The following is a 24,870-nucleotide window of genomic DNA, read 5'->3' as shown; positions in this document are numbered from 1 at the left end:
CGCGTCGACCTGCGCCCCCATGAGGCCGTCGACGACGCCGGCGAGGTCCGCTGGTGGGTGGCCTCCGACCTGGGCGAGCTCGTCACCGGCCGGGCCCTTACCGCGGACCACGTCCTGGGCATCGGCGGTGCCGGCCTCACCCTGGCCGGCCTGACCCCGCGCACGCAGGTCCGCACCGCCCTGGACCTGGGCTGCGGCTGCGGCATTCAGACCCTCTACCTGCTGCGTCATGCCGAGTACGTCGTCGCCACCGACATCTCGACCCGCGCCCTGGCCTTCACCGCCTTCAACGCCGCCCTTGCCGGCGTGAGCGTCACCGGCGGTCCCGACGCCGGCTCCGGGGACGGGGCCGGCCGCCTGGAGCTTCTGCGCGGCTCCCTCCTGGAGCCCGTGGCCGGCCGCCGCTTCGACCTCATCGTCTCCAACCCTCCCTTCGTCCTCACCCCGCCCGCGGTGCGCGAGGCCGGCCTGCCCCTTATGGAGTACCGCGACGCCGGCGGCCCCGTCCTGCCGGTCCTCGTGTCCGGGCTCGGCGAGCACCTCGAACCCGGTAGCACCGCGGTCATGCTCGGCAACTGGGAGCACCGCCCCGGCTCCCCGGAGGGTGCAGGCGCCCACGACTGCGCTAGTGATCCCGCCATCGGCTCCACCATCGCCCCCGGCGCGGACGACTCTTCCTGGCGCGCGGCCGTCGCCGCCTGGATCCCCGAGGGCCTCGACGCCTGGGTCATCGAGCGCGAGGTCCAGGATCCGGTGGAGTACGCGACCATGTGGCTGCGCGACGGCGGTCTCACCCCCGAGCGCGACGCCGCCGGCTTCGACGCCGCCCTGGGGGCCTGGATCGGCGACTTCGAGGCCCGCGGCGTGGAGGGCGTCGGCTTCGGCTTCCTCATCGTTCACCGTCCGCAGCGTCCCCGCGAGCCCTGGCGCCTCCTGGAGGAGGTGACCACCTCCGGTCGGGGAGCCCCGGGTCCCCATGTCGCGGAGGTCCTGGCCGCCCGGGAGCTGCTCGCAGGGCTCGACGACGAGGCCGTCGCCGCTGTGCACCCGGTGCTGGCGCCCGACGTGACCGAGGAGCGCCACCTGGTTCCGGGAGCCGCCGACCCCACCGTCATCCTGCTGCGCCAGGGCGGCGGACTGGGGCGCACGATCCGCGCCACGACGGCGGTGGCCGCCCTGGCTGGAGTGGCCGACGGCGAGTTGAGCGTCGGGCAGGTCGCCTCCGCGGTCGCCGCGCTGAGCGGGCTGACCGGCTCGGATGCGGCCGCGCTGCGTATGGAGATGATCGATGCGGCCCGCCACCTCCTTGCCACGGGCTTCCTCACCGCGGGCTGATCATGACGAGCCTTGTGCGGTCCCGAATAACACGGCGGGCACATCAGATGCACGCAGGATGTGCGGTCGAAAAGATGCCCGTCTGAAACCTTCGGCGCCTCTCCGTAGCCGTCTCTATATTATTTTTATCTTCCCGTCATCGATGATGTGTAATTGAAATCTAATCCGGTCAGCGAGATTTCGGGGAAAAGTGGCGATGACGTGCGATGATGCGCGATTGTTGCCCCATCAGGGCCTTCTCGGGTGTTGGTGGCCGGTGCGGAGCTTTACATTCGAGGGCAGTCAAGTCTGTCGTGCGCCCCCGCGCCTTTATCCCTCATGATCGGATTCCATCGGCATGCCCCTATCATCAATCCGCCCACGGTGTGGGCGTGAAGGATTCCTGCGCAGATTCTTTGCGGTGGTCGGTTCCCTTGCCATTGTCCTGGTGACCATGGTGTCGCTCCCGTGGACGGCGCCGCCCGCGGACGCAGCCACCGGTGATCTGAATGTTCCCCTCGGCGACACCTCCGTGCAGATCTCCTATGTGCGCACCGTCGAAAGTGCTGATCCCATTACCGACATTGCGAGCGATGGATATACCTACACCTCGTACCCGTGGGAGTGGGGGCGGACGCGCGCCTGCATCCGCTACTCGCCCGGCTCGCAGTACTACTCCACCGACATGGTCTACGGCAGCGGCGGCCAGTACGCGGCGGTCGGTTACGGGCGCCCCAGCTGGGATCAGAGCAGCTGCCCCAGCGTCTACAAGGGAGAGGCCGCTGACAAGTCCCAGACCTCGCTGGGGTTCCAGCCCTCCAACACCACGAGCATCAAGGCCGGTCAGGTCTTCCTCGTCGGCCGGATGCGGCACGTCAACAGCCCGATCTACACCGACAGCAGTCGGGTCACGAATCCCTCCGACGGCGGAACCGCCTACCACGGCAGTTTCAACATTCGCACCGCAGGCACGATTGAGGCGAACTTCCCCTGGAAGGAGTTCGACACGATCAACACGTGCACCGGAAAGCTCGACTCCAACGGTAAGCTCATCATCGGTGACTATGCCACTGACCAGCAAACGATGAGCACCCCCTACGCCTATGACAGGTATGGGAATGTCGGCCGTTACGGCGGAAACTACGTCTACATGTACCAGAACGGCTCACTGGTCTGGTTCGACGGGTACATGACCGGCACCCATCAGGACTACCAGGGCAGGTCCTGCTCCGACGACCTACTCGACATCCGCTCCGACCGTTCGGACACCTCCTGGACCGACCCCAACACCGGCATCAACTACAAGCTCAAGCTGTGGGGATTCGTCAACAACGGTGCGAGCCAGCAGTGCCGCACCGAGATGGAGAAGAGCGAGACCTCCACCCTGGAGGAGCGCTTCATCACCCGAGAGAACGCCACCTCCTACGGCTGCCTCTACGGCTCCATCGAGCAGGAGCGCCCGGTCACCTTCGCCAAGGACGTCAAGGCCGATCCCTCGATCCAGGGGTCGTTGACGATTCCCCAGTTCACCTACCTCAATGCCTCGCCCCAAGGCACCTACGGCCACGACAACTGGGGAACTCCCACCAGCCTCACCCCCACCTGGGGCGGCGAGGCCGTCGACCCTCAGAAATACACCCTGCTGGCGCCCAATGACGCCGCCACGGTGCAGGAGGCGGGAACCAGCCCGCAGGCCGCCGTCGACCGTGCTTCCGGCGAGGTCTGGACATCCGGATGGTTCCTTCGCAACGTCACCTGCACGGCGGGGACTCAGGGGACCCCTCTGCTGCGCCGTGACGGAACCACCCGTCTGGACGAGTCCGACTCGGTGGACCTCAACAAGCGCACGATCCGTCTCGATGAGACCCAGCTCGCCGAGAACCAGGACGAGGTCGCCATCAAGTGCGTCTGGCACAACGAGTACGTCGTCGGCCGGGGGCGCCTCACCCTGGTGACCGTCGTCGACGCCGGCAGCGCCAAGCCCGAGCAGTGGACCATGTCCGCCACGCCCGCCACCGAGGGGCTCTTCGGACAGAGGACCATCACCGGCGCCAGCGGTACCGCCGCCGTCAGCAAGGTCTACACCGCCGGCGGCACCTACACCCTGTCAACGGGCAACGGCCCCGAGGGCTACGCGCAGAACGGCCCATGGGTCTGCACCGACGACGACCGCAGCGATGTTCCCGTCAACGGTGACAACCAGTTCGTGCTTCGCGAGGGCAGGAACGTCACCTGCGTCGTGCACCAGAAGCCCCAGCAGACTCCCATCAGCGCGGTCAAGACCGTCGACGGCGCCTCCGATGCCGCCACGGCCGGTTCCTATACGCTGAGCTACACCTGTACCCCGGGCCCCGACGGCAAGGGCTCCTCCACCGGCAAGATCACGGTGGACGCCAAGGGCAATGCCGCGGACCTGCCCGCCCAGCGCGTGGGCGCCACCTGCACCGTCACCGAGGACGCTCGTGATGCCAAGGGGCTCAAGCAGCCGGGCTCCCCCGCAGACGGCAGTGTCAGCTGGAAGGATCCGGCCGCCTTTAAGGTCGTCGCCAACCCGGGGCGTCAGGAGAAGGAGATCGCCTCCACCGCGGTGGCCCCGACGAAGGGCAATGCGGGCGGCGTCACCTTCACCGTGCCCGACTCCACGGAGGGCGGCGTCCGGATCAAGGTGGTCAACTCTGTCGTTCCCCATGCCGGTATCGCCAAAACGTTCACCAAGGTCGCCAAGAGCACGGAGAAGGTCGACGGCAAGAACACCTTCGACCAGACCTACACCATTACCGTCACCAACCCCTCGGCCAAGGCGGATCTCACCTACGACCTCAACGACGCCTGGCAGGTCCCCAACGGTGTCACCGTCCACAAGGTCAGTGTCTCCGGCGACGCCATCACCGGCACCGAGACCCCTCAGGCCGGTGTCCCCTATGCCAAGACCGGTATCACCCTGCCCGCCGGCAAGCGACACACCTATACGGTTGTGCTCAACGTTTCCGGCCCCGACGCCGGGCTGCCCGGCGTTCGGGGGACCTGTGAGCCGGGAGCGGTCGGCCAGGGCAAGGCCATCTACAACAAGGCCTCGGTGACCACCGAGGGCGATCACCAGCCCAAGGAGGCGGCGGCCTGCGGCTCTTTGCCCCCCAACCCCCGGTTCAAGGCCTCCAAGACCCCGCTCGACGTGGTCCGCAACGCCGACGGCACCTTTACCTCCAGCTACACGGTCACGGTCACCAACACCTCCCTTGTTGCCAGCCCGGTGGTCGCCGACCTCACCGACACCCCGCAGATGCCCGCCGGCACCTACCTGCACAAGGTGCGGATCCTGGAGAAGGGAGTCGATGCCCAGGGTGTGACCCTCCCCGGCAGGAACGACGCCACCGGCACCTTCAACGGCCCGATCACCCTCATCAAGGCCGGTACCGGTGAGGCGCTCGCCGCCGCCCCCAGGTCCGGGGGCGAGGGCGGTAGCCGAACCTTCACGATGCAGATGACCTTCACCGTTCGAGAGAACACCCCGGGCTTCACCGAGTCCGACTTCCAGTGCGGCCACCTGCGCGCCGACGGCAAGCCCTCCGGCCTGGTCAACACCATCGCCATGGAGGGGGACACCGACGGCGAGGAGAACAACCACGGCTGCCTGTCCACCGAGGGCAAGCTGAAATTCTCCAAGGAGATCAAGACCCAGCCGGGCAACGGTTCCACCTTCGACGTCGTCTACACCGTCAGCGTCGTCAACGAGGGCTCGCTGACCGCGGCCACCGGGCCGATCAACGACAAGCCGTCTTTCGCCCCCGGGCTCATCCCCACGACGGTCAAGGTCCAGCGCGAGATGGGACCGACCCGGACGGTCGCTCAACAGCCCGATGGCTCCTACCGCCTGTCCGACGACGAGCGGCTCTACTCGGGCCTGCGGATCCGCTACACGGTGACCTTCACCGTCAGAATCGATCCATCGGTCGAGGGCTACAGCGATGACCTGCTGTCCTGCACCACGGAGAGCGGCAGACTCGTTCCCGGCCAAGGCCTCTACAACAAGGTCGTGCCCCAGGAGGGCAAGGATTCCGACACCCGTCCGGACCACGACGTCGCCTGCGCCAACGTCGCCCCCGACGCCGGTAAACGCATCCTGTCCATCGTTAAGACCGGCAACCAGGGCCCCCTGGATGACGCAGCCTTCGACATCTACCCAATGGATCCCGCCACCCCGGGCGCCAAGCCCCTGACCGACGGCGTGACCTTCACCGGCGGCAAGGGCACCGGAACCTTCACCACGACCGGTCTGGCCATCAACCGCGAGTACTGGCTGGTGGAGACCAAGGCCCCGGCCGGGCACCAGCTCATGGCCAAGCCCGCCCGCTTCAAGGTGACCGACTCCGGAATCGAGCTCATCAACCCCGATCCGGGCGGCTCGGCCCTGACGGTCTCGCGCAGTGGAGCCGGTAAGGCCGACGACACGATCACCGTCCGTGACGTCCAGATCGGCACCCTGCCGCTGTCCGGTGGACGCGGCATCGGGATGAACGTCGCCGTCGGCATCACGGCCATCACCGGTGCCGCCCTGCTGGCACTGCGCTCCAGAAAAGCTTCCTCGTCCAGGCGCTCGGCCTGATCGCGGGGAGAACCCCGACTCCGCTCCGTCGCGCGCGGGTCACCTCATATCCCTAAGTAGTCCCACAACACAGGAGAGATCAGTAATGCACTCCCTCACCATGCGTCGAGGCCTCGGCTTCGCCGCTGCGATGACGCTCGCCGCCGGCGCGCTCATCGCCCCGACCGGCGCGGCGGCACCCGCTGACCCCAATGGCTCCACGATCGACCCCGACGCGGCCACGTCGCTGACCGTCCACAAGTGCGAGCAGACCGACACCAACGGCGTCAAGGAGGGTGACGGTAACGAGGACCCCGCAGCCGAGTGCAAGGCCGTGTCCGGTGTCGAGTTCACCATCACCAAGCTGAACGTGGACCTGACTACGTCCGAGGGCTGGGCGACCCTGGCCAAGCTCAAGGGCGACGTCTCCCAGGCCAAGAATCTCAAGTCCGCTACCACCCAGAAGATCACCACCGACGCCAACGGTCTGGCCTCCTTCACCGACGCTCAGACCGAGGTCGGCGCCTACCTCGTCAGCGAGACCAAGACCCCGGACAAGGTCATTCCGGCCGAGGACTTCGTCGTCACCCTGCCGATGACCAACCCGCAGGACACCACCAAGTGGAACTACAACGTCCACGTCTACCCCAAGAACACCCTCTCAGGTGTGGACAAGCAGGTGACGGACAAGCCGGCCCCCGGTTCCGGCCAGAACATCACCTACACCATCACCACCTCCATCCCGAAGGTCGACTACCCGGGCGGAGCCCGCATCAAGCGCTACGAGGTCGTCGACCGGCTCGACAAGCGAATCAATAAGGACGCCCTCGCCCCGGTGGTCAAGATCGTCAACGGTCAGCAGGCGACGCCTCTGGTGGAGTCGACCGACTACACCGTCATCATCGCCGAGGGCACTGACTACAACTGGGCGACCATCCAACTCACCGAGGAGGGACGCCGCAAGGCCGCTGAGGAGCGCCACAACGGCAACGGCGAGACCAAGGTCCAGGCGACCCTCACCGCCACCTTCGACCCCAAGACCGTTGACCTCGAGGGTGTGCTGTCCAACACTGCAGGGCTCATCCCCAACGACAGCCCCAACTTCACCTGGGACCCCAGCAACCCCGGCACCACCACTGACGTCCCCGGCATCCCCACCACCCCCGTGCTCTCCAAGTACGGCAAGGTGGTCGTCACCAAGACCGGTACGGATGAGCTGGCCGACAAGACCAAGTACAACGGCGCCCAGTTCCAGGTCTACGAGTGCACCAAGACCGGCTCCGGAGCCACCCTCAAGGACTCCAACCCGGCGACCCAGACTGTCGACCCGCTGACCATCGGTGGCGAGAACACCTTCACTACCGCCGGCCAGGGCACGGTCGCCATCAGCTCGCTGCGCGCCAACGACTACGTTGACGGCGTGAAGAAGGACGCGCTGACCGACGACGACTACTACTGCCTCGTCGAGACCAAGGCGCCCGAGGGCTACACCCTCCAGGCCGACCCGATCCCCTTCCGGGTTCTGGCCGCTGACGCGGAGGGGAAGGTGCCGACCGCGGTGACCGTCACCGACGTGCCGAAGAACGCCGGCTTCCGCCTGCCGCTCACCGGTGCCAACGGCGTCATCTTCCTCACCATCGCCGGCGCTCTGCTGGTGGCCGGTGGCGCGGCGATCGCCTACGCCAACAAGCGCCGTAACTCCGCCAAGCACTGACAGCTCCTGGCAGTCACTGAGGTGGCGCGCATCTGCCGGCCGCCATCCTGCCGGACGCTCCCTGTGGGGGAGGCGGGAGACCCCGTCTCCCCCACAGGGGCGTCGCAGGGATCCTCCCTCCCAATCGATAACCCCTAACCGATCCCGGCCCGCCACTCGCAACGAGCTCCGCGACAACCCGACGAAGGAAGGCACGGTTCCCCGTGACAGCGCTACTCCCATCACTTCGCGACCGCATCTCCCCGTCCCGTACGGAACGGCCCGAGACGGATTCCGAGGCCGTAGCCCCGCAGCCTGCCCCGAGTGCCCCGGACACCGACCCGGGGAAGGCGACGCGCCGCAAGGTCCTGCGCGAGCGTTTCCTGACCTGGCTCCCCCTGGTCCTGGTCCTGGTCGGCGTGGCCGTCCTCCTCTACCCGGTGATGGCCACTCAGCACAACAACGACGAGCAGCAGCGCCTGGCTGACATGTACACCGCCTCAGTTGAGGCCGCCGGCCCGGACACCGTCGCCGCGGAGCGCGCCTCCGCCGAGACCTACAACAACAACCTGGAGAGCGCACCGATCCTCGATCCCTGGCTCGAGTCGCAGCGCCCCGATACCCCCCAGTACCAGGCCTATCTCCACGAGATGGATATCGATCCGGTCATGGCGCGCATCGTCATCCCCTCTATCCACGTGAGCCTGCCCGTCTACCACGGCACCGACACCCGGACCCTGGCGGAGGGAGTCGGGCACCTGTTCGGTACCAGCCTGCCGATTGGCGGCCCATCCACCCACGCGGTCCTCACCGGCCACACCGGCCTGTCCACCGCGACGATGTTCGACAACCTCAACCAGGTCAAGAAGGGCGATCCCTTCTACGTCTCCTCTCTGGGACAGACCCTCAAGTACGAGGTCGTCGACATCACCGTCGTCAAGCCCGAGGAGACCGACTCCCTGCGCAAGGTACCCGGACGCGACCTGGTCACGCTCATCACCTGCACGCCCTACGGCGTCAACTCCCACCGCCTCCTGGTCACCGGCGAGCGCGTCCCCATGGACCCCACGGCCGCCGCCGCCGAGGAGGCCGAGGCCCTGCCCGCCCCCATGCAGACCTGGATGAAGGTCATCATCGTGGCCGTCGTCATCATCCTGACGGTCGTCGCCGGAATCCTGGGGCGCCTATGGTGGCTGCGCCGTCGGCGGAAGCAGGATGCCGCCAAGGGGCCGGAGGGAATAACACGCGGCGCAGATCCCGATGGCTCCGAGGGCGCCGAGAGATCTGATCGCCGGCCCGGAGACCCCCTCGAGGACGCCGCCCCGCCGTCCGACGCCGCCGCTGAAGGTTCCTCCGATGGACAGTTCACGGATGAGACGACCGCGCTCGAGGTCGTCGCCGAGCCCGTTGAGCAGGCCCCCGAACCCGTAGGCGAGTCCCACGATCAGCAGAATCCGGTTGAAGCACCACGACTGGAATCCCCCTACGGGGCAGTGACCGACGCTCCTGGCGAACCCGAGACGGATCCGTTCAACGACCTGGAACCGCGCGTGCCGTGAGCAGTCCCGCACGGGAATCGCGTCTGTCTCCCTATTGGTCGGTGCGCTCAAGAACCTACGATCTGCCAGTGGCCTCCTACCAATCGCAGACCTCCCGCTCCCCGGGACGTCTGCGTCTGCGCGGAAGCCTGCTGGCCCTGTCCTGCCTAGGCGCGACCATCGGCCTGTGGCGCCTGTTCGTGTTCACCCACACCGGCCAGATGCTCGACGCCATGGCCCTGGAGGGCTCGGAGATAGGCTCGCACTACGTGAGCGTGCACGCCCGCGCCCTGCTGTCCATGGTCTCGATGCCGGCGGCCGTCGTTCTCGTGGTGACGATCCTGGTGATCGGCCTGCTGCGGCGCAGCCACCGCCGGGCCGTGTGGGCCGTCGTCGCCGTGGCGGGGGGCAACCTGACCACTCAGGTCCTGAAGTACCAGATTCTGTGGCGGCCCGACTTCGACATCACCGAGCGCTGGGACAACGCCAACACCCTGCCCTCGGGGCACACGACCATGGCGGCCTCCGCCGCGGTCGCCCTCATCTTGCTGTCCGGGCGTCGTTGGAGGGCTCTGTCGGCCTGGGTCGGGGCGCTGCTCACCATCGCCATGGGCTACTCCACTCTCGTGTGCCATTGGCACCGCCCCTCCGACGTCCTGGCCGGGATCCTCGTGCCCGTGGCCTGGGGCTCGCTCGCGGTGGCGGGCGGCGCCTGGCGCGCTCCCCGGTCCCTGCGCTCGGAAGGCGGGGAGGAGGACTCCGGTGAAGTGCCCGAGCTGACGAGTGCCGGGACGATCCCGGTGACCGCCGCCGGCCCGCGCTTGTGGAACCAACTCGTCGGCAACGTCCTGCTGGCCTCGGCCGGCGTCGTGTGCACGCTGGGGGCTCTCGGCCTGGGCTCCTGGGTGTGGTGGCACCTGGATGGCTCGCGCTCGCGCTGGCAGTTCTTCGGCGCCTACGCCACCGGGTCGGTGGCCGTCGTCGGCGTCACCTGCCTGGCGCTGTCCGCACTCGTGTCGCTGACCGACTGGGGCCGTACCCGGAACAAGCACGAGCTCCGCGGCCGCGACTGACGCCGCCGGGCGGCCTCACTCCTCGACGACGGCGGCCGGGAGCCTGACGGTGAAGGTGGTCCCGTGATCCTCGGGCGCGGTGGAGGAGTCGACGTCGATGCTGCCGCCGTGGGACTGGACGATCGCCTGTGCGATCGACATGCCCAGTCCCGTCGATCCCGTGCGCCGTTCGCGCGAGGAGTCCCCGCGGGCGAATCGTTCGAAGAGCCGGTCGCGCACATCCGGCGCGATTCCCGGGCCGTCGTCGTGGATGCGCACCATGAGGGCGTCCCCTTCGCGCGTGAGCGTTGTGGTGACGTGGCTGCCGGCGGGGGTGTGGACCCTGGCGTTGGCCAGGAGGTTGACGATGACCTGACGCAGTCGCGCCTCGTCGCCGATGACCAACGGCGGCTCGGGCAGGAAGTCCTCGGCCTCCTGCGGCGTGGCGCCGGCCGGGGGTTCGAGGACGGCCAGATCCAGCTGCCAGTCGTGCTCCGGGCCCGCCGCGCGGGCATCGGCCACGGTGTCCACCAGCAGACCGACCAGGTCCACCTCCTCGCGGCGCAGCTCGCGCCCGGCGTCCAGACGGGCCAGCAGCAGCAGGTCCTCCACGAGCGCCGTCATCCGCACCGACTCGGAGTGCACGCGCTCCAGGGCGTAGGTGGCCTCCTCCGGCAGGTCGGCGTCGGCACCCTCACGGCGGATGAGCTCGGTGTAGCCGCGGATCGAGGCCAGCGGCGTGCGCAGCTCGTGGGAGGCGTCGGCCACGAACTGGCGCACCTGGGTCTCGGAGCGCTGCCGCGCGGCCAGGGCGGACTCCACGTGCCCGAGCAGCGTGTTGAGAGCGCCGCCGACCTGCCCGACCTCGGCCGAGGAATCCAGATCCGCCTTCTCCACACGGTCCTCGATACTCACCTCGCCGCGCTCCAGCGGCTGGGAGGCCACGCGGTGCGCCGTGCGGGCCACCCGCTCCAGCGGGGCGAGCGAGGAACGCACCATGGCCCGTCCAGCCAGGGCCACCACGAGGGCCCCCACCAGCGCCACCGCCAGTTCGATGAGCAGCTGGGAGCGGATGAGCGCCTCGTCCCCCTCCAGGGAGAGGCCGGTGATGACGGTGTTCCCCGAGATCTCGTCCCGGGTGGCCAGGACTCGGTAGCTGCCCAGGTGGTGCAGGTCGACGGTGACGGGATGGTCACTGGTGGCCTCGGACATTAGAAGCCGGCAGTCCTCCTTGGAGATGGAGGCGTAGTGGCCGTTCTTGTCGATGTAGGCGGCCGCCTCGTTACCGGAGCCCGATGCCGCCGGGGCGATGAGGGTCAGGGTGCCGGTGGACTGCCCCGCGGCGTCGAGCCCAGGGGGAACCCCCTGCTTGTCGTGGTCGCCGTTTCCCCCCGCGTCGTCGGCCCCATCGGGTTTCGGATCCCCGCTGTCCTGGCCGTCCTGGTTGCCCTGTCCCTCCTGGGAGCTCTGACCTTGCGTCTTCTTGGCCTCGGTCAGATCATGGCGCTTGTCGGCGGCCCGCTGGGCGGCCGCCGACAGCTGGCTGTCGGTGCGGGCCATGAGAGTGTGGCGCAGGCTCACCGTGGAGAATGTGCTCACGACCGCCGCCATGACCAGGACGAGGCCGAGCACCCCGACCACCAGGCGGGTACGCAGGCTGCGGAGGCGTCTGAGGGGGGAACCGGGCCACCACGAGCGGCCACCGGTTCGCCGATCGGTCCGCTCGCCTCCCGATCCTGAATGCGTGGACGGCTGCGTGGACATCGCTGGGCCGTCAGGCGCGGTCGTCGGCGCCGGCGGCCGGCTTGAGGACGTAGCCGACGCCGCGCATCGTGTGGATCATGGGCTCGCGGCCCTTGTCGATCTTGCGGCGCAGGTAGGAGATGTAGAGCTCGACGATGTTGGCCTGCCCGCCGAAGTCGTAGTTCCACACCCGGTCCAGGATCTGCGGCTTGGACAGGACCCGGCGGGGGTTGCGCATGAGGTAGCGCAGCAGCTCGAACTCGGTGGCGGTCAGCTGGATCTCGTCCTGGCCGCGCCAGACCTCGTGGGAGTCCTCGTCCATGCGCAGGTCGCCGACCTCCAGCAGGGAGGCCGGCTTCTCCTCGCTGGCCCCCGAACGGCGCAGCAGGGCGCGTAGGCGGGCCACGACCTCCTCCAGGGAGAAGGGCTTGGTGACGTAGTCGTCTCCGCCGGCGGTCAGACCGGCCACCCGGTCCTCGACAGCGTCCTTGGCCGTCAGGAACAGGACCGGCACGTTTGGGCTGTGGCCGCGCACCCGGCGCATGACCTCCAGGCCGTCGAAGTCGGGCAGCATGATGTCCAGAACGATGACGTCGGGGTCGATCTCCTGAGCCGATCGCACCGCGGCGATCCCGGTCCCGGCGGTCGTGACCTCCCAGCCTTCGTAACGCAGGGCGGAGGCGAGCAGGTCGGCGAGCATCTGCTCGTCGTCGACGACCAGGACACGAAGAGGAGAGCCGTCAGCACGGGTGAGGTTTTCGGTGGGGGCGTTAGTCACGTCGCCTATTCAACAGGAAGGCGCTGTGCTCGACCACAGCGCAACCTGTGTCTCGACTGTGTTACCGATCTGAGACCCAACGGTTGCCCGGAGGGGCGAACGCTGTGACATGCTTATGCGGTCGTGCGTCTCGGTTGTTGATCCCCACATCCGTATGCACCAGAACGTTACTTTGTAGCGTAGTCGCATAGAGAGCGGCTCAGTGGTATCTCAGCCGTCTCCCTCATCCAGCGTGTCGCGGCCGATTTATCGGTGGCGGACGATTTCCCCTATCACAGCAGGAGAGTCATGGAATACGTCGATGGCAACGAGCGCCGCTTCGGTGCCGAGGACCTGTTCTTCTCGACGACGGATACCAAAGGTGTCATTCGCAGGACGAATCGGGTGTTCGATTCGCTGTCCCGTTACAGCGCTGAGGAGCTCATCGGCTCTCCACACAACATCATTCGCCACGATGACATGCCCGCCGGTGCCTTCAAACTCATGTGGGACGAGCTGGAGCAGGGGCGCTCCTCCTGCGTCTATGTGCTCAACCGGGCCAAGGACGGCTTGGACTACTGGGTCTTCGCGACGATCGCTCCGCTGGCGGACGGCTACCTCTCCGTGCGCGTGCGCCCGACCAACCACGCCATGTTCACGCCCGTCAAGGAGATCTACTCCCGGGTGCGGGCGGCCGAGCGCGCCTACGCCGAGGAGGGGCACGGGCGCCGGGAGGTCGCCGAGCACGGGGCGTCGTTGTTGGCCGAGGAACTGGCCGGCCTCCAGTACCGCGACCTGCACAACTTCGCCCGTGCTGCGCTCCCGCGTGAGCTGGCCCTGCTGGTGGTCGAGGGGGTCAGGGTGCCTCCGCGTGCGGAATCGGACAACCCCATGTCCGCCGTCCTTCAGGCCGTCGCCGCGATCGAGCGGGACACCGATGAGCTCATCTATCAGCTGGGCGAGTACCAGGAACTCATCAACGGGCTGGGAGCCTGGGCAGGCGGGGTGCGCTCGGTTATCGACCGGGCCAATCGTGTGGGCTCCCTCATGGGGGAGGTGACCAGCCCCGACGACGAGTCCTCCGTTCCCACCGTCTCCGAGCGCGTCAAGGAGCGCGGCGCCCAGGCCGTCGAGGTGCTCCGCCAGCTCAACTCCTCCCTGGTGTCCCTTTACGAGGCGGCCTCGGAGGTGCGTTTCCGCAGTTCCATGATGCGCCTGCACACCCTGATGGCGGGCATCTTCGCCGCAGCCGTTCTGGACGGGGAGGAGGGTGAGTCCACCGACGCCATCGGCGACCTCGCTGAGGCGATGCTCTCCGACCTGGAGTCCCTCGTGCCCTCCTGCCAGGAGGCCGCGAACCTGGCCGAGCGTCTGGAGGGCGACCTGCGCAGCGTGGTCAGCAACCTCGATCGTGTCAAACGGCCCTTCCAGCGCTGGATCCGCGCCCTGCAGGATGAGGGGGTCCGGGCTCTGGTCGATGGCGTCGACGCCGAGGCGGCCCTGCGTGAGGCCGTTGCCGTGGGAGAGCAGGGCTTCCCGGAGACGGGCTCCCTGGCCGAGCTGGCCGCCAAGGCCCGGGGCGTCGTGGTGACTTTGGACGAGCCCGTTATCCGCAAACGGGTGACAACGGTTCGCGAGACGTTGAGTCGCCTGGGGGAGTAGTTAGTGGGAATCTACAAGATAGGTCCCAACTTACTGGTGACAATGTCATAAACAGTCTTCCGCGGGCCCGTGCGTGTCATTAGGGTTTTTCTGGCACTGTGCGAGGGGTCAAGAAAATGGTCCTCGACGAGGTGCTCCCGCGAACCATCTACCATGAAGGAGAGCACCCATGGAATCGCAGGTCGGGTACGAGCGTTTGTTCGATCCTCAGGACATCTTCTTTTCCACCACGGATCTGAAAGGTGTTATCCAGAACACCAATAGAACGTTCGATACGCTGTCGCGCTATTCGCGTGAGCGGCTCATCGGGGCTCCCCACAGCATCATTCGGCACCTGGATATGCCGGCCGGTCTCTTCCGCCTGATCTGGGACGATCTGCAGTCCCAGCGCCCCGCCTGCGGCTATATCACCAACCGCGCGGTGGACGGTCTGGACTACCGGGTCTTCGCCACGATCGTGCCGCTGCGCCAGGGCTACCTGTCGGTACGGATCAAGCCGATGGACGCAGTGACCCGGGGCAAGGTCGAGGAGGCCTATCGGCGGGTACGCGCCAAGGAGCGCGACCTTCAGTCCCGGGGCGCCTCGCGCCACCAGCTCGGGGAGTTCGGCGGTCGCGAGCTGGCCGCGGAGCTGACGACTCTGGGATTCTCCTCCCTGCACGAGATGACGCTGACGACCCTGCCGCGCGAGGTGGCCTCCCTGGTCGACTCCGGGGTGCGCGTCCCGGCGGCCGCCCCCGAGAGTCTGGGCGCGGTGGCCCGCATTCTCAACACGGTGGCCGCCATGGAGAAGGACACCAACGCCCTGGTTTTCGAGCTCGACGAGTACCTGCGCCTCATCACTACCATGGAGGCCACCCACGGTTCCGCCCGGGCCGTGGAGACGCGGGTGGGGCGCATCGGCCAGCTGGTTTCCCATGACACCGGCAACGGCACTCAGACCAAGGCGCAGATGCTCGCCGAGCGCATCTCCGAGCTCACCGGCGCCGCCGGTGCCGAGCTGACCGGACTGCCCTCGCGTCTGCAGATTCTGCACCAGTCGGTTACCGAACTGCGCTTCTCCGTTGCCCTCATGCGCCTGCTCACCCTCATGGTGGGACGCTTCGCCCAGTCCATCCTCGATGGCAGCGAGGTGGACGCCGTGCACTCCCTGACCGACCTGTGCGAGGCGCTCGAGTCCGGCTTCCGCGGACTGGGCCCCGTGCTACGGGCCGTAAGCACCCAGGTCGCCCAGCTCAACGACGCCCTCCACACGGTGACCTCCAGCCTGGACCGTGCGGCCCGGCGCCTGGGCCAGTGGGTTGACCTGCGCGGCGGGGGCGCCGGATCGTCGGGCTCGCCGATCGTCGACGAGGTCGCCCAACTGACCTCACGGGGCTTCCCGGAGGTCCGCTCACTGGCCGAGCTGGCCGCCGAGTGCCGCGGCCTACATCTGCCCTACGACGAGAACACCGCGGCCCAGCGCCTGGCCGCCGTGCGCAGCGCCCTGACCGAGCTCGTTTGAGGCCCCGTGCCCCGAGCGGCCGCCGGGTGGTCGCCGCCGACGCCCGGAGACGATCTCTGAGACGAAAGTCGTTTTCCGTACACTGCCCGGTGGGAAAAGATGGGTGGTGCGTTACAGTCGGCTGAGGGTCGGCGCGAGCCGTCTCCCTGCCCGCATACCCTCGTCGGGAGCCGAGAGCGCCCGGATCGTCCGGTCCGGCCGACGTCGGAACCACCCGCACACCCGCCAGGCGCGGCCAGCCGCGCACCGTCCGTGAGGAAGGCTTTACGTGTCCACCAAGCTCGTCATCGTGGAGTCCCCCAACAAGGTGCGCTCCATCGCCGGCTACCTCGGTCCGGAGTTCGACGTCGAGGCCTCCGTGGGGCACATCCGCGACCTGCCGCAGCCCTCCGAACTGCCCGCCACCATGAAGAAGGGGCCCTACGGGAAGTTCGCGGTCGACATCGAGGACGACTTCACCCCCTACTACGTCGTCAACCCTGACAAGAAGAAGACGGTCGCCCAGCTCAAGAAGGCCCTCAAGGGCGCCGACGAGCTCTACCTGGCCACCGACGACGACCGCGAGGGCGAGGCCATCGCCTGGCACCTCCAGCAGGTCCTCAAGCCCAAGGTGCCCGTGCGCCGCATGGTCTTCACCGAGATCACCCGAGAGGCCGTCACCCGGGCCCTGGACAATACGCGTGACCTGGACATCCACCTCGTCGACGCCCAGGAGACCCGCCGCATCCTGGACCGCCTCGTGGGCTACGAGGTCAGCCCGGTGCTGTGGCGCAAGGTCCGCGCGGGCCTATCCGCCGGGCGCGTCCAGTCGGTGGCTACCCGTCTCGTCGTCGAGCGCGAGCGCGAGCGCATGGCCTTCCGCCCGGCCTCCTACTGGGGAGTGGAGGCCACCTTCTCCACCGTCCTGTCCCCGGTGGACCTCACCGCCCGCCAGGACGCCTCCTTCACCGCCCGGCTGGTCACCCTCGATGGGCGGCGCGTGGCCACCGGCCGCGATTTCAACGACGCCGGCGAGCTGCGCCCGGCAGCCGTCAAGGCCTCCGCCGTCCACCTCCACCAGGTGGGGGCCACCGCCGTTGCCGAGGCCGTCGGTCGGGGTGAGCCGCGGGTGGCCGGCGTCGAGGACAAGCCCTACCGGCGCCGCCCGGCCGCGCCCTTTACCACCTCCACCCTCCAGCAGGAGGCCTCCCGCAAGCTGCGCATGAACCCGCGCGAGACTATGCGCGTGGCGCAGGGCCTCTACGAGAACGGCTTCATCACCTACATGCGCACCGACTCCACGGTCCTGTCCGGCCAGGCCGTGGCTGCGGCCCGCTCCCAGGTGGCCGAGCTCTACGGGACCGAATACGTCCCCGAGCGCCCCCGCGTCTACGCCTCGAAGGCCAAGGGCGCCCAGGAGGCCCATGAGGCGATCCGTCCCGCCGGCGATCACTTCCGCACCCCGGCCCAGGTCTCCGGCGAGCTGACCGGGGCGCAGTTCCGCCTCTACGAGCTCATCTGGAAGCGGACTGTGGCCTCCCAGATGGCCGACGCCGTCGGCTCGACCGCTACCGTGACCGTCGAGGTGCCCCTGACCCCGGCGGCCGGCGAGTCGCGCGATTCCGGCCCCACCTTCTCCACTGCGGGTCTGACGGCATCGGGGACCGTCATCACTTTCCGCGGCTTCCTGGCCGCCTACGAGGAAGGCCGCGACGCCGAGCGTTACCAGGACGACTCCGGTGCGAGTGCGAAGGATGCCAAGGACGTGCGCCTGCCCGCGATGATCACCGGTCAGGAGCTGGCCGCCCTGACTGCCGAGGCCTCGGGCCACGAGACGACGCCTCCGCCGCGTTACACCGAGGCCTCCCTGGTCAAGGCCCTCGAGGAACGCGAGATCGGCCGCCCCTCGACCTATGCGGCCACCATGTCCACGATCTCCGACCGTGGCTACGTCGACCACCGCGGCCAGGCCTTGGTGCCGACCTGGCTCGCCTTTGCCGTCACCCGTCTGTTGGAGGAGAACTTCACCGAGCTCGTTGACTACGACTTCACCGCCTCCATGGAACGCGACCTGGATCGGATCGCCGCCGGCGAGGAGGATCGCGTGGCCTGGCTGCGGCGCTTCTACAACGGGCAGGGCGCCTCCGACGCCGTCGCCCAGGAGATCGCCCAGGCAGCGGCCAGTGGCGAGCTCGACGCGGCCGCCGCCTCCGCCGCCGAGCTGCGCGCCCAGGGGCTCAAGGGGCTGGTGGACAACCTCGGCGAGATCGACGCCCGCGCCGTCAACTCCATTGAGATCGGCGAGGGCATCACCCTGCGCGTGGGACGCTACGGCCCTTACCTGGAGGACGGCGAGGGCAAGCGTGCCAACGTCCCGGCCGACGTCGCCCCCGATGAGCTGACTGTGGACAAGGCCCGCGAGCTCTTCGCGCGCGCCGCCGACGACGGCCGTGAGCTGGGCGTCGACCCGGTCAGCGGTCACGTCATCATCGCCAAGGACGGCCGCTACGGCCCCTACGTCACCGAGGTCCTGCCCGAGCCTGAGGAAACGACTGAGGCCGTCCAGGCCGCCGCGGCCGGCATGGACGGGGAAGCGGTCAAGGCGACCGCGAAGCCCGCCAAGACTAAGAAGACGACGAAGAAGGCTGCCGGGCCCAAGCCCCGTACGGCCAGCCTCCTGCGCTCCATGGACCTGTCCACCGTGACCCTGGAACAGGCACTGGACCTGCTGAGCCTGCCGCGCGTCGTCGGGCAGGACCCGGAGTCGGGCGCGGACATCACCGCCCAGAACGGCCGCTACGGCCCCTACCTCAAGAAGGACACGGACTCGCGCTCTTTGGAGACCGAGGAGCAGATCTTCACCGTCACCTTGGAGCAGGCCCTGGAGCTCTTCGCCCAGCCCAAACGGCGCCGGGGGCAGTCCGCCGCCCGAGGGCCGTTGCGAGAGCTCGGCGAGGACCCGGCCACCGGCAAGCCGGTGGTCATCAAGGACGGCCGCTTCGGCCCCTACTTCACCGACGGCGAGATCAATGTGACCCTGCGCCGCGGCGACGACCCGGCCACCGTCACGCCCGAGCGGGCCTTCGAGCTGCTCGCGGAGAAGCGCGCCAAGGGACCCACCAAGAAGCGCACCACCCGTAAGACCGCAGCCAAGAAGACCACGACCAAGAAGACGGTGGCGAAGAAGACCGCCACCAAGAAGACGGCGGCGAAGACCGCGACCAAGACTACGACGCGCAAGACAGCCGCCTCGAAGGAGTCGTAGCCGGACGGCGGCCGCGCCTTCGGATGGACGGTCCAGCCCTTCCCCTCCGGCTCGGCGGGGAAGGGGAGAGATCCTCGGCGCAAGTACGGGCGGCCGTGCGGCGGTGTTTTTGTTCCGTGAGCATCATCGCGGCACCGGTCGCAGTTCTGCGACAGATCGGCGACGGGGAGGGGACAACTGGCCGGTATTGTATTTCGCGTAAAACTCCCCATGTGATTCCTGAGAGGAACCCGTTATGCGTCTGCCCAAGATCGTTCTTGCCGGTACCGCCGCCCTGGCCCTGTCCCTGAGCCTGGGTGCCTGTTCGCTGTCCATCAACGGCTCTGGCTCGGGCGACTCCGCCTCGTCGGCCGCGACCCAGGCCGGGCAGAACGAGCAGAGTGAAACCAAGGGCGCCGACTCCCAGGGCTCGGCGAAGACGGACTCCCAGTCCTCTTCGAGCGGGTCTGCGAACTCCTCGGCCGGCTCCGACGGCAAGGACAATGACAAGGACGATGACAAGGATGGCGACGACGCCCCCATCACGGACGCCACCTGGAAGGACATTCAGAGCAAGGGGCAACGTACGGAGGTCTCCGGCTCCTACGCCGTCCAGGGATCCGGAACGACGCTCAACCTGGTCGGCGACCTCGACACGCTCACGGTCCAGGGCTCCGACGTCAAGATCGCCGCTGAGGACGTCGACACCCTCACCGTCCAGGGCTCCAACGTCACCGTCTACGCCCGTGATATCGACCACCTCAACATCATGGGCTCGGGCGTCACCGTCCACTGGCTGGGCGACGACCCGACGATCCAGGACACCGGTGCCAACAACACCACCGGGAAGCTCTCCCAGTGAGCCTGCCGTGACCCAGCCCGCTGCTCCGGCCCCGTCCGCCACCGTCCTGCTCGTCGACGACGAGGCCCCCATCCGCCGTTCGCTGGGCCCCTACCTGGAGCGCAGCGGGCACCGGGTCCTGCTCGCCTCGGACGGGATGGAGGCGTTGGACCTCCTGGCCTCCTACCAGGTGGACATCATCGTCACCGACGTCCTCATGCCCAGGATGGATGGTCGTGAGCTGGTGCGGCGGGTGAGGGCCGGCGGGGCCTGGACCCCCATCATCCTGCTCACCCAGGTCAACGCCTCCTACGAGCGGGTCTCGGCCCTCGATGACGGTGCCGACGACTACCTGTCCAAGCCCTTCGATCCCGCCGAGCTGGCTTCCCGGATCCGCGCCGTTCTGCGCCGTACCCGGGGGATGGCCCAGCCGCTGACCTCGGCCCCGAGACTGGTGGCGGGCGACCTGGTCCTGGAACGGACCTCGCGGCGGGTCACCCTGGCCGGGCGCGAGGTGGCTCTCACCCCGAAGGCCACCGTGCTCCTGGACTACCTCATGAGCCACCCCGGTGAGCTCCATACGCGTGATGACCTGCTGGCTTCCTTGTGGGGCATCGACTTCGCCACCTCCACGCGCGCTGTCGACCACCGCATCCGCGAGATTCGCCAGGCTCTGGGCGACGCCGCCGCCAACCCCGTCTACATCGAGACGGTCCCCTCCGTCGGCTACCGCTTCCGAGCCGGGGTCCGGGCATGAGCCAGGCGCCATCGGGGCCGCCGGCGCCCGGCATGCCGCCGTCGGTTCCGCCTCAGGCTCCCCCTCAGGACGGCCGCACCAAGTACCTGCCTCCGACGGTGGACCTCGGTGGACCCCGGACCGTCGAGATCGGCCGGCCCCTGGTGGACGCGCCGCATCCCCCTGCCCAGCGGTCGCCGGTTCCTCCGCCGACGGCCCAACCGACGGCCGTCCAGCCACCGGCCGCTCAGCCTACGATCACCCAGTCAACGATAGGGCGGTTGACGATGGGGGCTGGCCGAGTCGTGGAGCCGCCCTCCGGTCCCACCCCCGAGGCGGCCCCGGTCGATCCGGCCTCCGGGACGGAGAGCTCCTCCGGCAGGGCGTGGATCGGGTGGGCGCTCGCGATCCTCGTCATCATCGGTGTGGCGGCCCTCGCTTACGCCGTCTACGGTCTGGCTCCTCTGTTCATCACGACGACTGTGCCGCTCGTTGTAGCGGAGGCCGGCGCTGTGCTGGTGCTGCTGGCGCTGCTCATCGCCGTGGGACGACGCCGGGAGAAGCGGGCGGTCGAGAGGGCCCGCCGCGAGGCCCAGCGGGAGGCCTGGGCTCGTCACCAGCAGTTCCTGCGCCGGTTGGACCACGAGCTGAAGAACCCGCTGACGGCGGTGCGCGCCGCCGTCGCCGACCTGCCGCAGGCCCACCCCCGGGAGTGGCAGACCCGAGTTGATGTCGTCGACGCTCAGGCCCGCCGGATGGGCCGCCTGGTGACGGATCTGCGCAAGCTGGCCGACTTGGAGACGGCCGCATTGGCATTGGAGGACGTCGATATCGCCGAGACGGTCCAAGACGCCGCCCAAGCGGTCAGCGAGGAGGGCGCCGCCCGTGAGGGGGCGCCCCGAATTCGCCTGGATCTGCCTCAGGTGCCGTGGCCGCTTTCGCATGTGTGCGGCGACGGCGACCTGCTGTACTCGGCCATCTACAACGTCATCTCGAACGCCTCGAAGTACACCGGCCCGGGCGGGACTGTGGAGGTGCGCGGCCGGGAGGAGTCCGGCACCATCACCATCGAGGTGGCCGACACCGGGATCGGGGTGCCGCAGGCCGACCTGCCGGCGGTGTGGAGCGAGCTGGCGCGCGCCGGCAATGCTCGGGGGCTGCCGGGCTCGGGACTCGGATTGGCGCTCGTGGCGACGATCGTGCGCCGCCACGGTGGCAGTGTGCGCATGGCTTCCCGCGAGGGCGTGGGGACTCGGGTGTGGCTGAGCCTGCCCGTGGCCGGACCGAAGAGTGCGGCTTGAGAGCCTCCGCCCGCCCGGCGGCTGCGGTAAGGGGCTGCGCAAGGCCCGGCCGACTGGACGAGGCCCTGTCGCAGGACTGCGACAGGGCGGGGACCGGGCGGCGACAACGCGCCGGTAACGTTCTGTTCATGACCAAAGCACTCATCTCCCTGCCCTCCCTCGCCCTCGTCACCGCTCTCGCGCTGAGCGGCTGCTCCCTGACCATCGGAGGGGACTCCTCGTCGCAGCCCCAGAGCCAGGAGGCTCAGACGAGCTCGGACTCCGGCAGCGCCGCGGGAAGCGCCAAGGGCACCTCCTCCGCCCGGGCGACGGGAACGGCCGCAGCCACGGGTAAGGCGGTGGCCGGTTACGAGCCCGGCCAGATCCCCCCGATCCCTATGTTCGAGCTGCCCGATCTCAGCCTGCTCACCCAGTCCACCGGCGCCTTCACCCCGGACCTCACCCGCACTATCACCTCCCAGCCCGGCGTCACCGTCAGGCCCGCCCGCTGCGACGCGAGCGGCTCGCTCGTCTCCGGCTCCACGGTCCTCGGCGGCGACGGTTCCATGAGCACGAGCTCAGGAGCGACCTCGGTCACCAACAATGGTGACGGGTCGGGAACTTACAGCGATGGCAAGGTCTCCATCGTCAATAACGGGGACGGGTCGGGAACCTATAGCGATGGCAAGGTCTCCATCGTCGTCAACGGGGACGGGTCGGGAACCTACACCGATGACCACCTTTCCGTCGTCGTCAACGGGGATGGGTCGGGAACCTACACCGACTCCGCCACGGGGGAGTCCATCGTCATCAATGGTGATGGCTCGGGAACCTACAGCCACGGCAAGGTCTCCATCGTCAACAATGGTGACGGGTCGGGAACCTACAGTGATGACAAGGTCTCCATTGTCAACGACGGCACGGGCAGCGCCACCGTCGACGGCGCCACGGTCTCGGCCAAGCCCGTCCCCAAGGCCGGCAAGGTCGGCACCTTCCCCTCCATCGACGCCGCCAAGCCGGTGCAGTCCTGCGGCACGGTCATCACCCTGGAGGACAGCGTCCTGTTCGACTTCGGCTCATCCGGCCTGCGCTCCGAGGCCTCGACCACCTTGAGCAACCTGGCCACCGTGCTCAAGGACTCCAAGGCTCCCAAGGTCCAGGTTCAGGGGCACACCGACTCCATCTCCGACGACGCCTCCAACCAGACCCTCTCCGAGCAGCGGGCCAAGGCGGTCACTGACGCACTCACTTCCAACGGTGTCACCGCCACGATCGAGTCCGTTGGGTACGGGGAGACCCGGCCCGTGGCCCCCAACGAAAACTCCGACGGCTCTGACAATCCGGCAGGGCGCCGCCTCAACCGTCGCGTCGAGATCTTCGTGCCGACCTTCTGAGACCTCTGACTGAGCTCTCTGACAATCCGGCCGTGCCGAGCCACTGCCCACCAGCCCCCACCACTCAACACCGGAGAGAACCATGTCCCCGACCACTCGTCCCCTCAACCCCCGCCGTGCAGCCGCCGTCATCCTCGTGACCCTGTCACTGGCCGGTGTCAGCGCCTGCTCCGTCTCCATCGGCGGCGCCGACCAGGGTGCCGCCACCACGGCCGCTCAGGAGCCCTCCTCACCCGAGAAGCCCGCGGCAACGTCCCAGCCCCCGACAGCGACGGAGGGCTCCCAAGCCCCCCAAACGCAGGCGCCCGCCCCGAGTACCCAGGAGCAGTCCGCGCCGGCTGCCTCGGCCGGCGCCAGCGTCCCCGGAACCGGTGCCCAGCCCGCGACCGGTGATCGCCCCGGCGCTCAGGTGACCATCACCGACAGTGAGTGGCTGAGCGACCTCGAGAGCGTCGACCGGACCATCTCGGCGACACCGACCATGCTCTTGGACAAGGGGAATGACGATGTCCGCATCGAGGGGGACGTGGAGAGTCTCAGTGTCTCCGCGAGCAACGCGAGGGTCTTCGCCGACTACGTCGGCCTGCTGACTATTTCCGGCGGCAATGTCACCGTCTACGTCAAGGACGTTGACCGCGTCGTCATCAAGGGAACTAACGTGGAGGTGGTCTGGGCCGGCAACACTCCGAAAGTGGAGGACTTCGGCCACAACACTGAGACCCGCCAGCAGGGCGCTAAGAGCAGCTGACCGAGACCGCTCGGGAGATCTGACTGAGACTGACTACGCCCGCTTCATCCGGTGGCCCGCCTGGCTCTTGAGCCCGGCGGGCCGCACGGCCGCTACGCTGGTCGGGTGACTCAGCCGCCCCCCGCCACGGCCCACCCCGGTCTATTCATCTCCTTCGAAGGAGGCGACGGCGTCGGCAAGACGACGCAGATCCGCATCCTCGCCGACCTCCTGGCCGCTGCCGACGTCGACCACATCCTCACCCGTGAGCCGGGCGGCACGGACCTCGGCCTCGAGATCCGGCGCCTCCTCCTTCACGGCGGGCACGTCGCCCCGCGCGCCGAGGCCCTCCTGTACGCCGCCGATCGCGCCCACCACATCGCCACCCGGGTGAGGCCCGCCCTCGAGCGCGGAGCCGTCGTCCTGGCCGACCGTTACCTCGACTCCTCGGTCGCCTACCAGGGGACGGCCCGCGCACTGGGCCCCGACGAGGTCCGCAACCTATCCCTATGGGCCACCGAGGGCCTCCTGCCGGACCTGACCATTCTGCTCGACGGCGACCCCGACCTGGCCGAGCGGCGCGCCAACGGCCGCGGCACCAAGGACCGCCTCGAGCAGGAGGGAGACGCCTTCCGCACCGCCCTGCGCCAGCAGTTCCTCACCCTGGCCGCAGCCGAGCCGGAGCGCTTCGTCGTCATCGACGCCGACCGTCCTGTCGACCAGGTGGCCGACGACGTCATCGAGGCCGCCGCCACGGCCGTGCGCCGCCACGGCGTGAGACACGAGCGCGGCGGCGCCCACCAGGGGGTCCTCGTCGGCCTGGA

Annotated in this window: 16 protein-coding genes; 14 read left to right on the top strand and 2 right to left on the bottom strand. The window is 68.5% G+C overall.

Going from position 1 to position 24,870, the window contains the following annotated elements:
* The 5 genes from HMPREF0975_RS12095 to HMPREF0975_RS12075 form a co-directional block, all read left to right on the top strand.
* Window positions 1-1,335 (top strand): methyltransferase (locus HMPREF0975_RS12095; RefSeq protein WP_009234470.1); only part of this gene is annotated, 1,335 nt, incomplete at its 5' end.
* 400 nt (window positions 1,336-1,735) lie between these two features.
* Window positions 1,736-5,917, top strand: a complete 4,182-nt coding sequence (locus HMPREF0975_RS12090) for a SpaA isopeptide-forming pilin-related protein (protein ID WP_232212528.1) — start codon at window positions 1,736-1,738, stop codon at window positions 5,915-5,917.
* A gap of 85 nt (window positions 5,918-6,002) precedes the next feature.
* Entirely contained in the window at window positions 6,003-7,610 is a 1,608-nt protein-coding gene (locus HMPREF0975_RS12085) for a SpaH/EbpB family LPXTG-anchored major pilin (protein ID WP_009234468.1), read from the top strand.
* A gap of 203 nt (window positions 7,611-7,813) precedes the next feature.
* The gene (locus tag HMPREF0975_RS12080; protein WP_009234467.1) at window positions 7,814-9,148 is read left to right on the top strand and encodes a class C sortase; all 1,335 of its coding nucleotides are present in this window, start codon (window positions 7,814-7,816) and stop codon (window positions 9,146-9,148) included.
* Window positions 9,149-9,216: 68 nt separating this feature from the next.
* A complete protein-coding gene (locus tag HMPREF0975_RS12075) occupies window positions 9,217-10,200 on the top strand; it encodes a phosphatase PAP2 family protein (protein WP_021608864.1) in 984 nt (327 codons plus the stop codon).
* A gap of 15 nt (window positions 10,201-10,215) precedes the next feature.
* On the opposite strand, the gene HMPREF0975_RS12070 is transcribed toward HMPREF0975_RS12075, so the two are convergent.
* Window positions 10,216-11,943 (bottom strand): sensor histidine kinase, encoded by a 1,728-nt coding sequence (locus tag HMPREF0975_RS12070; RefSeq protein ID WP_009234465.1) that lies wholly within the window; start codon window positions 11,941-11,943, stop codon window positions 10,216-10,218.
* Window positions 11,944-11,953: 10 nt separating this feature from the next.
* On the bottom strand, window positions 11,954-12,700 hold the full coding sequence (locus tag HMPREF0975_RS12065) for a response regulator transcription factor (RefSeq protein WP_009234464.1): 747 nt from the start codon (window positions 12,698-12,700) through the stop codon (window positions 11,954-11,956).
* A 288-nt stretch (window positions 12,701-12,988) separates the two neighbouring features.
* Between HMPREF0975_RS12065 and HMPREF0975_RS12060 the strand changes: the two genes are divergently transcribed.
* The 9 genes from HMPREF0975_RS12060 to tmk all read left to right on the top strand — a co-directional run.
* The gene (locus HMPREF0975_RS12060) at window positions 12,989-14,341 is read left to right on the top strand and encodes a PAS domain S-box protein (RefSeq protein WP_009234463.1); all 1,353 of its coding nucleotides are present in this window, start codon (window positions 12,989-12,991) and stop codon (window positions 14,339-14,341) included.
* 169 nt (window positions 14,342-14,510) lie between these two features.
* Window positions 14,511-15,845, top strand: coding sequence for a hypothetical protein (locus HMPREF0975_RS12055; protein ID WP_009234462.1), 1,335 nt, complete (start codon window positions 14,511-14,513; stop codon window positions 15,843-15,845).
* Window positions 15,846-16,113: 268 nt separating this feature from the next.
* Window positions 16,114-19,089 (top strand): type I DNA topoisomerase, encoded by a 2,976-nt coding sequence (topA, locus tag HMPREF0975_RS12050; RefSeq protein WP_009234461.1) that lies wholly within the window; start codon window positions 16,114-16,116, stop codon window positions 19,087-19,089.
* Window positions 19,090-19,324: 235 nt separating this feature from the next.
* Entirely contained in the window at window positions 19,325-19,930 is a 606-nt protein-coding gene (locus HMPREF0975_RS12045) for a DUF3060 domain-containing protein (protein WP_009234460.1), read from the top strand.
* Window positions 19,931-19,937: 7 nt separating this feature from the next.
* Window positions 19,938-20,666 (top strand): response regulator transcription factor, encoded by a 729-nt coding sequence (locus HMPREF0975_RS12040; RefSeq protein WP_009234459.1) that lies wholly within the window; start codon window positions 19,938-19,940, stop codon window positions 20,664-20,666.
* A gap of 266 nt (window positions 20,667-20,932) precedes the next feature.
* Complete coding sequence (locus HMPREF0975_RS12035) at window positions 20,933-21,946, top strand: sensor histidine kinase (RefSeq protein WP_009234458.1); 1,014 nt, start codon at window positions 20,933-20,935, stop codon at window positions 21,944-21,946.
* 128 nt (window positions 21,947-22,074) lie between these two features.
* On the top strand, window positions 22,075-23,319 hold the full coding sequence (locus tag HMPREF0975_RS12030) for an OmpA family protein (protein ID WP_009234457.1): 1,245 nt from the start codon (window positions 22,075-22,077) through the stop codon (window positions 23,317-23,319).
* A gap of 82 nt (window positions 23,320-23,401) precedes the next feature.
* Entirely contained in the window at window positions 23,402-24,067 is a 666-nt protein-coding gene (locus HMPREF0975_RS12025) for a DUF3060 domain-containing protein (RefSeq protein ID WP_009234456.1), read from the top strand.
* Between the two features lie 105 nt (window positions 24,068-24,172).
* Window positions 24,173-24,870, top strand: a 698-nt coding sequence (gene tmk, locus HMPREF0975_RS12020; RefSeq protein ID WP_049939905.1) for a dTMP kinase, incomplete at its 3' end; no start/stop codon positions are given.

It is taken from the genome of Actinomyces sp. oral taxon 849 str. F0330 (assembly GCF_000239715.1).
Lineage (GTDB): Bacteria > Actinomycetota > Actinomycetes > Actinomycetales > Actinomycetaceae > Actinomyces > Actinomyces johnsonii.
The sequence above is the reverse complement of the archived record's forward strand: the minus strand, read 5'-3'. Positions and strand labels throughout refer to the sequence as shown.

Coding starts and splice junctions, on each gene's coding strand:
- HMPREF0975_RS12025 (WP_009234456.1), top strand. CDS start 23,402: ATGTCCCCGACCACTCGTCCCCTCAACCCCCGCCGTGCAGCCGCCGTC.
- HMPREF0975_RS12060 (WP_009234463.1), top strand. CDS start 12,989: ATGGAATACGTCGATGGCAACGAGCGCCGCTTCGGTGCCGAGGACCTG.
- HMPREF0975_RS12035 (WP_009234458.1), top strand. CDS start 20,933: ATGGGGGCTGGCCGAGTCGTGGAGCCGCCCTCCGGTCCCACCCCCGAG.
- HMPREF0975_RS12030 (WP_009234457.1), top strand. CDS start 22,075: ATGACCAAAGCACTCATCTCCCTGCCCTCCCTCGCCCTCGTCACCGCT.
- HMPREF0975_RS12085 (WP_009234468.1), top strand. CDS start 6,003: ATGCACTCCCTCACCATGCGTCGAGGCCTCGGCTTCGCCGCTGCGATG.
- HMPREF0975_RS12070 (WP_009234465.1), bottom strand. CDS start 11,943: ATGTCCACGCAGCCGTCCACGCATTCAGGATCGGGAGGCGAGCGGACC.
- HMPREF0975_RS12055 (WP_009234462.1), top strand. CDS start 14,511: ATGGAATCGCAGGTCGGGTACGAGCGTTTGTTCGATCCTCAGGACATC.
- HMPREF0975_RS12045 (WP_009234460.1), top strand. CDS start 19,325: ATGCGTCTGCCCAAGATCGTTCTTGCCGGTACCGCCGCCCTGGCCCTG.